Genomic DNA, 10,198 nt, shown 5'->3' on the forward strand with positions numbered 1-10,198 from the left:
AGCTACTGGTAACACTGGAGCTCAAGGTATTACCGGAGTTACAGGACAAGAGGGAGCTACTGGTGTAACTGGTGCTATAGGTGCAACTGGTGTAACCGGGCAGCAAGGAGCTACTGGTACAACTGGAACTACAGGAGCAACTGGTCAGCAAGGAGTTACCGGCTCTACGGGTGCAACTGGAAATGTAGGATCGGCGGGATCCGCAGGAGCTGCTGGTGCAACTGGGGCTACCGGCTCTACGGGTGCAACTGGTGCTGCTGCCTCATCACAACTTGGAAATGTGCTTACGGGTATACCATATACAGTAACGTCACATGCACTAGGTAGTTATACGGCCAACTATGCTAGTCCAATAGCAAGTGGTGCAAATGCAACACCAGCCGGGCTAGCATCGACGGGGTTTGTTATTGTACCGACAACTTGCACTGCATATCTCACTATTTATTCAAATAATAATACAATTACATGGGCATTGCAAAAGGCTACTTATACGGGTGGCGCAACGCCTACATCCGCTAGTGCATATACCACTATTAGTAGTTGTACAACAAATGCTGCTAATTCCTATAAGTGTACCATTAGTGGAGTATCTATAGCAGCAGGAACGCTGTTAACTGTTTACAATGGTACTTTGCCAAATCCTACTACCGGTATAGCCGCTATAATGGCTTTCTCCTGCCAATAAAATATTCTAAATATAAAAGCAGCTATTCTTGAACAATACTCAAGAATAACTGCTTTTATATTTAAGAGATAGGATCCATCCACTCCAATTGTTCCACCGCGAAGCCGATATCCATTGCTCTCAATAAGAATTGGTGTTTAACATCCTCGGGGATAGTTGTCTCGCGTGATAATATCCAGAGATAATCTAATCCACTACCCGAAACTAATGCATATTTATATCGCGAATCAATCTCAAGTACATTATAAGCAGCATAAAACGGACCCAAGTAGGATAGCTTAAACATACCAACACCGTTTTTGCCAGCGAATTTTATCTTTCCCGACATCTCTATCCATTCGTCTTTTTTAGTGTTATAGCCTTTAGTGATCACTTTAAAAGTATCATCATTAACACGGGAGTAGTCTTCTGTAAGGTTGGTAATATTTTTTTCGATACGGCTTGGCAGGCGCGCTATCTCATACCACTTACCTAAATATCGGTTTATATCAAATGGCTCCACCGCTGCTGCACCATCGGGAATGTTTTTTGAAACTAATTTGTAAATAACAACCCCAAGTCCAATGCCAGCGGCCAGGGCAATTAACCATTTTTCATTTTTCATATCAGAATAATAATCCCAGATGAACTTTTGTTTGGATTAAATGCAAATTGAATACAGGCTAGTCAATTCAATTTTAATAGAGGAGCGTTACCGCTGAATAAACATCCCGCTAAATTTGAAGAAAAGTATCGTATCACTAAGCAAGCGCGCATCTACCTTAATTTCATCGTCTGTAGTTTTTATGGATAGCTCCATTTGGATAGATGAATATTCTATTGGATCGATAAAAGAAAGGAATTTAAGCTCCCGGGCTTTTTGCAACCTGATTTTTTTATCGATATAAACTTCCGTCACCTCTTTTACCATCTGCATCATACAAACGCCAGGCAAAACCGGCTGCCCCGGAAAGTGACCTTTAAATATGGGATGCCCCGCATTAAGCTTGATAATGGTTTTCAGCCTATCGCCCTCTGCCTGCAAATCAGTAAAAGTAAAAAGGTGGGGGTGCAGCATTATCTATCTTATTCTTTAATGTAGATTTTCATTTCGCATGATGCCAGCAACTTGCCGTTACACTTAACACTTCCTGATATAATGGTAACATCAAAAACCTGATCTGTAATAGCAACATTGGTTTCAATTGTTTCACCAACTTTAGGCAGCGCAAAAATTTCAAGGTTTTTAATAGCTGCTATATAGCCGACTGCAATTGGTTTTTTGTTTTGCTGGGTGATGCATCCAAACCCTGCTGCTGCTGTTTGCGCTATGTTTTCAGTAATACCTGCTTCACTTAATTCACCATCGTCAACAAGTACATTATCAGCTTTGATGTGAAACGTTGTGCTTGAACAAATTTCATCACAAGTAATTAATTGATCTATCATTACAAAGGGGTGCCTTTGCGGTATGATAGCTGTAATATTATCTTGAGATACAATCATTGGTGGATTTTAAGAATACAAGCCGCCATTAATTGACAATACCTGCCCGGTGATATAAGCGGCCTCTGCCGATGCTAAAAAGCCTACCGCGTATGCCACTTCTTCGGGGGTACCAAAACGTTTAACCGGAATTATTGATTTTAATTCTTTTTCATCAAGTCCTTCGGTCATATCAGTTTTAATAAAGCCGGGAGCTACCGCGTTAACGGTTATACCTTTGCGGCCAACCTCCTGGGCCAATGCCTTAGTAGCACCAATTACCCCTGCTTTAGCTGCCGAATAATTGATTTGCCCCGGCAAACCTTTTAAACCCGATAAGGAAACTACGTTAACTATACGCCCATACTTACGGCTAAGCATATCGTTTAAAACCAATCGGGTAACGTAAAAAAATCCATCCAAACTTGTTTTTATTACGTTATCCCATTGCTCATCCTGCATCCAAACCATCAGCACATCATCCTTAATACCGGCATTGTTTATCAATACTTCGATGTATTTATCATTATTGGTTTCGATCCAGTTACCTAACAGTTGGTTAATTTCGTTTTTGTCGGCAACATCAAATTGCAGTAATTCGCCATCACCGCCATCCTGTTTAATTTGGGCCAGTGTTTTGTCGGCTTCGGCTATATTACTTTTATAATTAACCAAAACATAGTAACCCATTTGGGCCATTTTATAGCAAACAGCCCTACCAATACCTCTTGAACCACCGGTTACTAACGCGCACTTCATATAATATAATTTTAACAGGGAGGCTCTGATTTAGACCTAAATATTCGCCTTTAAAGCAGAATCCTTCGGTAAAAGTAATGTAAATATCCCAATTTTAAAGATGGGCACCATTTAACCGGTAGCATTATAAACCATCAAATCATAAACTATTATAGCCGATTATTAGAATTTATATAAATTTGATTAAAACAGATTAACCATGATAGCTGGTTTAGGTATTGATATTGTTGACGTGGAGCGCATCGCTCAAAAGATAACCAAGGATAATGGTTTCCGTGAGTTAGTATTTTCAGCAAGTGAAATAGCCTATTGCGAAAGCAAGACATATAAATATGAGCATTATGCCGCCCGTTTTGCGGCTAAGGAAGCCTTTTTTAAAGCACTTGGAACAGGCTGGCCCGATGGCACAGCATTTAACGAGGTGGAGATAATTAATAACGACCAGGGTAAGCCGGAAATAGCATTGTTGGGTTTAACCCATACAACCATTAGCGCTTTTGGCAATTTTAACATAATGGTTTCATTAACCCATATTAAATCGGCGGCATCAGCGGTGGTGATACTGGAAAAATAATCAGTTTGTATCAACAGCTTCGGTGCGGCGTTCTTCAACCAACTTTTCACGATGTTGTTTACCCCAGTCGCCTAAAGCTTTAATAATTGGCATTACAGTTTCGGTATATGGTGTTAGTTCATACGTGATAGATACCGGTACAGTATTAAATACTTTGCGTTCAACCAGCGCATTCAATTCGAGCTCTCTCAACTCTTTAGACAGCATTTTGGGCGTAATGCCATCAAGGGAACGCTGAATATCTTTAAATCTTTCCGGCCCGTTCATCAAAGCAATAAGCAGCGGCAGCTTCCATTTTCCGCTGAGCACATACAGCGCGTCTTTTACTGAACTTACACGGCCGTTACACTCTTCGGTTGTATGTTTTTCGTTACCCATTTTTAACTGATTATTGCTATACAAAAGGATAGTGGTATCCTTTTGTATAGTAGTATATTTTATATACCAAAGGTACATATTTTTGGTGCAGATATAAAAAATCATACAAAATGAAAATATTACACATTATTTCGAGCCCGAAAGGCGAAGCATCCTTCAGCATAAAATTAGGGAATGCTATAATTGAAAAACTGAAAACAAAATACCCCAACAGTATTGTAAAAGAGCATGATCTAACCAACACACCATTCCCGCATCTGGAAGAACTGCATTTGAACGCTTTTTACAGCCCGGCAGAAACCCACACGCCTGAAATGACCGAGGCGATAAAACATTCTGATACCTCGATAGCAGAACTTAAAGATGCTGATATTATTGTAATAGGTGTGCCGTTTTACAACTTCAGCATACCATCTACCTTAAAAGCGTGGATAGATCATATTTCACGTGCCGGTGTAACATTCACACATGACGAAAACGGACTACATGGATTGATCACAGATAAAAAGGTATACCTGGCGTTTGCTTCAGGTGGTGTTTATTCTGAAGGACCGACTGCCAGTTATGATTTTGCCACGCCATACTTAAAATCATTTTTAGGTGCTTTAGGCATGACTGACTTGACTGTTTATAGGGTTGAAGGTGTTGCTGTACCTGCGTTGAAAGATGCTGCTTTGGAAAAAGGTATCGAAAGTGTCGAGGTTTAATTATCATAAAAAAATAAAGTCAGTGAATATTCACTGACTTTATTTTAGCCGTTATTTAAACACAGATGTACTATAGTACTCAGGTTTAATCGCAATCTTCATTAACAATTCCATATGCTTGTGCAATACATTTTTCCACCAGAAATAGTACTGCCGTGGAAATGTAACTTGCTTCAGATGATCCTTTCGGCACAAACCTTCCAGCGCTAATAATTTATACATCACCTTGCGCGAATGATCAACCCCGGCATGTGAGCGTTGCGAATAACCCATCGTCTGGTTTATTTCCCTTGTTGATTTCCCCATCAATATCATTTCAAAAATCTCAATATGATGTGTCGACAAGCCCCTTGACTTTAATAATGGCCTGTTTAATGATACTATTTCCTGCTCCATAACACTTCTTGTTTAATTGCCAATTGTTCAATACAACCCCAGTATCTTTATTCAACTTTTAGTACTGTAAACTCTGTACGCCTGTTTAACTGCCTGCCTTCCGGGTTATCCTTGCCATTAGGTAAAGAGTTTGGCGCTATCGGCCTTGATTTTCCATAACCTTTAGCAAATAGGCGGCTTTCCGGAATACCTTTAGTTTCGAGATAATCAACACATGATTGTGCCCTGTCTTGTGAAAGTTTCATGTTATAAGCATCGCTACCCACAGAATCGGTATGCGAACTCAGTTCTATTTTCATTTTTGGATTATCTACCAAAATTTTCACTAAGGAATCCAACACTTTTTCTGATTCGGGCCTTAATGTTGATTTTCCAAAGTCATACAATATATTTTTTATAACGATGGGTTTGTTTATCACAAAAGCCTGTAAGCATATATCAGGATTAATCAAGGTATCGGCACTCATTCTGCCCGAGGTTGGCGCAGATACCACTTTGGTAAAATAACCTTTCTTTTCGAGCACCATAGTGTACGGGCGCTTGGTAGTTACGCTAAATGCATATACGCCATCAGCACCTGAAGTTTGCTCATACAGGGTTTGCTTACTCAGTGAATCAACAAAACTCACTTTAACGCCTGCTAAAGCTATATGCGCGTCGCAATCAGTTACTATGCCTTTCAGTATATATTTTTTGTCATATACAGTGAACAGGTTAAGGCAACAATCCGATTCACGGTCTGAGCTTACATAGGCTTTTTTACGATCATTATTATCCGGTAAGTAATATAGATCATCTTTTGCGGAGTTCATCGGGTAGCCCATGTTTTTTGGTGTCGACCATTGGCCTACGGTTTCATAGGTCACAAAAAAATCAAATCCACCTAAACCGGTAAAACCTTTTGAACTGTATATCAATTTCTTTTCAACGATGTCATAATATGGCGCCTGTTCATCCAATGGCGAGTTAACCGTCGCGCCCAGGTTGTGTGAGTTTACCGGTAAACCATCCGCGCCAATATCGCTTACCCAAATATCCTCCCCGCCCTGGCCCCCGGGTTTGTCCGATACAAAAAATAAACGTTTCCCATCGGCCGTAATAAAGGGCTGTATCGAGCTAAAACCCTCATTATTTACGTTGGTGTTTAGTTTTACCGGCTCTTCCCAACCATTGCCGCCAAGTGTGCTCATATAAATGGCGTGTACAGTTTTATCGCCCGTTTTATACCAGCGTGTCATGTACATGTGCTTACCTGTGGGGTCAATTGATGGTGTGCCGTACTCAATTTCCTTTTTATCGTTGGCATTATTGAAGCTGACCAACTCTGGGTTGGTATTAGCATCATCTGATAATATATATATGCGGTTAAGGTGTTTCTTATCACTCTTCAGCATCCTAGATGAGGTGAAGTAACGCTTACCGTTATTTATATTGGCCGCATAGTCCGATCCATCATTATTAACTTTACCATTCATCATCTTTACATCCAACAGGGCGGGATATAAATACTGCTCTTTCGCGAATTGGCAATTGCGCAACTCCTCGTAGGCCATATCCTTGTATCTTCCTGCACCATTATATTGGGCTATAAACAATTGCAGTTGCTTAACGGCTTCATCAAAATGTTGATCGGCACGCAGGCATATGCCATACCAAAGCCTTGCCAGCGGGTACTTGGCAGAGTTGCCGCTGGTAACCACTTTATAGTACCAGCCTTCAGCTTCAAGATAATTTTCATAAAGGCGATATGATTCCGCCAGTTGGTAGCTTACATAATCGCTGTTTTCAGCTTTTACCTTTTTGCCCGCTTTTGTATCACCCCTGAAAGGAATAACTGTTTGCGGTTCCACGTTAAATCCTGTCGCCGCTTCTTTATAATAAAATGCAGCCGCGTAATAATTTTTATTAGCGAATGCTTGGTCGCCCAACACCTTTACATCATCAGGTTTTTGCCCAAATGCATTTAAGGCGGCAACTACTATGAGGTTTATTAATATGATCTTTTTCATCGTGTTAAATTTTTGACTGCTAAACGCAGGCTAATTCATAAATAGGATTACAGGCGTGGGCAAACGGGTTCGGGTTCATCTGCATGTTTGTGAAACACATAGCTTATGGATAACTCTAAACCACCTTGCCCGGCAGTTGCTGAACGAAGTTGTGATGTATTAAAGTCATAACTCGCGCCTACGATGTAATTATCAAAGTGATACCCTACGTTAGCAATGGCCGCATCCTGAAAACGGTACATGGCACCTAATATTAACCCGTTATCATTAGGTAACTTAAATTCAGAATATGCGCCTATGGCTTTTTCCTCTGCCTTTTGTTGCCGTATGTAGATAAAGTGCGGCGTAAGATCAATCGCGTCATCAACTTTTAACCTGATACCGCCATGTACAATATAACGCTTGGGTAGTTTGGCGTTTTCACCGGCAAGGGCAAATGGATCAGTTGGCCCATTAAGATGCGCTACGCTAAAACCCAGGAATGGATTTGCACTATGTGCCGGATCGCCATCATAATAAAAAACACCCGCGCCCGCATCAAACTCGGTAGAATTTGTGGTTGAAAAGGTTTCGTAAGTTGGCAAATTAGAATCAAATCCCAAGGCTGGGTTATATTGATCGCCTAATTGCAACTTACTTGGATCAAAGCTGCGGTTTATTAAACCTGCCTGTACGCCAAAGTTTATCTTCTGGGTGCCGTTACTTGATATGGCTATGTTATAGCTGAATGAGCCATAAGCGGTAAAATAATTATACCCGGCAGTGCCTGCTGATTCATCTAAAACGGTTAATCCTACGCCCATCCTGTCGTTAGGTCTTACATCTGCCGATAAGGCACCTGTTTCATAGGCGTTATCTACAGTAGCGTATTGATCTTTAAAATTGGCGTTTACGCGGGCATCGCCATTCATAACACCGGTTAATGCCGGATTTAAAAATAATGGATATGCATAATATTGTGAAAAGTGCGGATCTATCTGCGCTTTTACCTGGCTAACTATTACAATTTGCAACAGTATGGTTATGGTGATTATAATCTTTTTCATGTTGAGAATCTTTTTGGTGATGAATGAATTATTTAAAGGTTAATACCCCGTTAGGGGCTGCGATGAATTGATCACCGCAGCAATGTTATTGTCCCCTTCTTCATTATTTGCTTTCCGTCGTTCATGGTAGCCTGGACATAGTAGACATACACGCCTACCGGCTGATTGGTACCTTTGAAAGTGCCATCCCATCCGCTTGCCTTACTGTCGGATTTAAAGATCATCTCTCCCCATTGATTATAGACATAAAAGGTTAGGCTCTTTATGCTTGTTCCATACACATATTCAACATCATTCTTGCCATCTCCGTTAGGCGTAAATGCATTCGGTACAAAAATTCCGTCGCCGAATGGATTTTGCGCTGTACCGGTAGCCGCAGCAGAGTTAGCGCTGAGCTCGCAACCCGAAGCTCCCACTGCCCGGACGATCAGCGTAGCGCTTTGCCCTGGGTTGAGCCCCGCCACCGTATAGGTTAGCGATCCGGAGCCGGGATCAATAAATGTGGTACCGTTATCCAGACTTACCTGGTAACCGGTTGCCCCTGTTATTGAACTCCATGCAAAGGTTACTGAAGAGATAGTAGTTGCAGACACAGCGACAACCGGTGCAGGTAGTGGTTGCAATATGGTTACCGTTACAGGCGTACGCGAGGTTGAAATACAACCGCTGGCTGTATTTGTTGCCCCAACGTAGTATGTAGTGTTAGCGGTTAGTACCGGTGTAGTAAAGCTACCTCCGGTTGCTAAAGCTGTGCCGCCTGTTGCAGCGCTGTACCATGATATCACAGCGCCCGGATCACTACTGGTTGCTGTTAATGTAGTGGCATTATTCGGACAAACCGATGTACCGGTGTTGCTCACTGTAGGTGCGCCTGGCGCATTGGTTACGCTTATGTTAACCGCAGTGCGTGTTGCAGATGTACAACCTGTACTATTAGTCGCATCTACATAATAAGTAGTGCCTGATGTTAGCGCAGGGGTTGCAAAATCAGTACCTGTATATACTGATGATCCACCTGTTGCATCTGTATACCAATTGTAGGTATATCCCAACTGCGGATTAGCAATACTTAACGTTACCGATGTACCCGCGCAGGTTTGTACCGTACCCGCATTCGCTATTGCCGGTGCGGCAGGAGCAGCCTGTATAGATACCTGTGCCTGTGTTCTGTCTAAACTTGTACAACCTGTGCCGTTTACTGCAGATACAAAATAAACTGTCGGACTGCTTATAGGCCCGGTTACATAAGTAGCACCGGTGAACAGTATGGCGGTTGATGTAGCAGAATCGTACCAATTATAGGTTGTACCCGCCACTGGCGCGCTCACCATTAATGTCGCATTGGCACCTGAACAAACAACAACGTTAGCGCTTGCCAATGTTGGATCGGCAGGTAATGCGTTTATGGTGATGGTTATCGCGGTACGTGTTGCCGAAGTACAACCGGTGCTATTAGTTACCTGTGCATAATAAGTGGTATTACTATTTAAAACAGGCGTAGTAAAGCTATTACCTGTTGCTAAAACTGTACCACCTGTTGCAGCGGCATACCAGGTTATTGTAGCGGTAGCATCGGTGCTGGTAGCGGTTATGGTTGTGGCACTATTAATACAAATTGATGTGCCACCTGTGCCTGCAATTGCTGCATCCGGAGTTGGTGATACCGTTACTGTTACCGGTGTGCGTGATGCAGATGGGCAACTGTTGTTGTTATCGGCTTCGGCATAGTAGGTGGTAGTAGCGGTTAATACAGGCGTGGTGAAACTGTTGCCTGTGGCTAACGCAGTACCTCCTGCTGCATCAGCAAACCAGCTTATGGTCGCGCTTGGGTCAGCACTTGTGGCGCTTATTGTGGTGGCATTCCCTGTACATATAGTTGTACCAGTTGTGCCTGCTGTTGGCGCTGCCGGTGGTGCAGATATAGTTATAGTTACCGCGGTACGGCTTGCTGAAACACAACCACCGCTATTTGTAGCGTCGGCATAATAGGTGGTAGTAGCAGTTAATACAGGCGTGGTGAAACTATTCCCTGTGGCTAACGCTGTACCTCCTGCCGCATTGGCAAACCAGCTTATGGTCGCGCCTGGATCAGCACTTGTGGCGCTTATTGTGGTGGCATTCCCTGTACATATAGTTGTACCAGTTGTGCCCGCTGTTGGCGCTGCCGGTGGTGCAGATAT

General features: G+C 42.4%; 12 protein-coding genes. 3 read left to right on the forward strand and 9 right to left on the reverse strand.

Annotated features, from left to right (window positions below; genetic code table 11):
- Positions 1 to 685: hypothetical protein (locus tag GSQ74_RS22945; RefSeq protein ID WP_216846798.1), on the forward strand; the 685-nt coding region annotated here is incomplete at its 5' end.
- Positions 686 to 746: 61 nt separating this feature from the next.
- Here the strand turns inward: GSQ74_RS22945 and GSQ74_RS22285 are convergent.
- From GSQ74_RS22285 to fabG, 4 genes are all read right to left on the reverse strand, one after another.
- Positions 747 to 1,289 (reverse strand): lipocalin family protein, encoded by a 543-nt coding sequence (locus GSQ74_RS22285; protein WP_158996394.1) that lies wholly within the window; start codon positions 1,287 to 1,289, stop codon positions 747 to 749.
- An 87-nt stretch (positions 1,290 to 1,376) separates the two neighbouring features.
- A complete protein-coding gene (locus GSQ74_RS22290) occupies positions 1,377 to 1,742 on the reverse strand; it encodes a 3-hydroxyacyl-ACP dehydratase (RefSeq protein ID WP_158996395.1) in 366 nt (121 codons plus the stop codon).
- A gap of 8 nt (positions 1,743 to 1,750) precedes the next feature.
- A complete protein-coding gene (locus GSQ74_RS22295; RefSeq protein ID WP_158996396.1) occupies positions 1,751 to 2,170 on the reverse strand; it encodes a 3-hydroxyacyl-ACP dehydratase in 420 nt (139 codons plus the stop codon).
- Positions 2,171 to 2,179: 9 nt separating this feature from the next.
- Entirely contained in the window at positions 2,180 to 2,908 is a 729-nt protein-coding gene (fabG, locus tag GSQ74_RS22300) for a 3-oxoacyl-ACP reductase FabG (protein ID WP_158996397.1), read from the reverse strand.
- A gap of 199 nt (positions 2,909 to 3,107) precedes the next feature.
- On the opposite strand from fabG, the gene acpS reads away from it, so the two are divergent.
- Complete coding sequence (gene acpS, locus GSQ74_RS22305; protein ID WP_158996398.1) at positions 3,108 to 3,482, forward strand: holo-ACP synthase; 375 nt, start codon at positions 3,108 to 3,110, stop codon at positions 3,480 to 3,482.
- Here acpS and GSQ74_RS22310 read toward each other — a convergent pair whose 3' ends face one another.
- Positions 3,483 to 3,965, reverse strand: a complete 483-nt coding sequence (locus GSQ74_RS22310; protein ID WP_254060952.1) for a helix-turn-helix domain-containing protein — start codon at positions 3,963 to 3,965, stop codon at positions 3,483 to 3,485.
- A gap of 5 nt (positions 3,966 to 3,970) precedes the next feature.
- Here GSQ74_RS22310 and GSQ74_RS22315 point away from each other — a divergent pair, with 5 nt between their 5' ends.
- On the forward strand, positions 3,971 to 4,567 hold the full coding sequence (locus tag GSQ74_RS22315) for an FMN-dependent NADH-azoreductase (protein ID WP_158996399.1): 597 nt from the start codon (positions 3,971 to 3,973) through the stop codon (positions 4,565 to 4,567).
- 51 nt (positions 4,568 to 4,618) lie between these two features.
- Here the strand turns inward: GSQ74_RS22315 and GSQ74_RS22320 are convergent, their stop codons facing one another.
- The 4 genes from GSQ74_RS22320 to GSQ74_RS22715 all read right to left on the reverse strand — a co-directional run.
- Entirely contained in the window at positions 4,619 to 4,963 is a 345-nt protein-coding gene (locus tag GSQ74_RS22320; protein ID WP_158996400.1) for a hypothetical protein, read from the reverse strand.
- Between the two features lie 47 nt (positions 4,964 to 5,010).
- Positions 5,011 to 6,972 (reverse strand): OmpA family protein, encoded by a 1,962-nt coding sequence (locus tag GSQ74_RS22325; protein ID WP_158996401.1) that lies wholly within the window; start codon positions 6,970 to 6,972, stop codon positions 5,011 to 5,013.
- A gap of 47 nt (positions 6,973 to 7,019) precedes the next feature.
- On the reverse strand, positions 7,020 to 8,018 hold the full coding sequence (locus GSQ74_RS22330; protein ID WP_158996402.1) for a PorP/SprF family type IX secretion system membrane protein: 999 nt from the start codon (positions 8,016 to 8,018) through the stop codon (positions 7,020 to 7,022).
- A gap of 71 nt (positions 8,019 to 8,089) precedes the next feature.
- The coding region (locus tag GSQ74_RS22715; protein ID WP_216846799.1) for a gliding motility-associated C-terminal domain-containing protein at positions 8,090 to 10,198 on the reverse strand (2,109 nt) is incomplete at its 5' end.

This window comes from Mucilaginibacter sp. L196 (genome assembly GCF_009765905.1).
Classification (GTDB): domain Bacteria; phylum Bacteroidota; class Bacteroidia; order Sphingobacteriales; family Sphingobacteriaceae; genus Mucilaginibacter.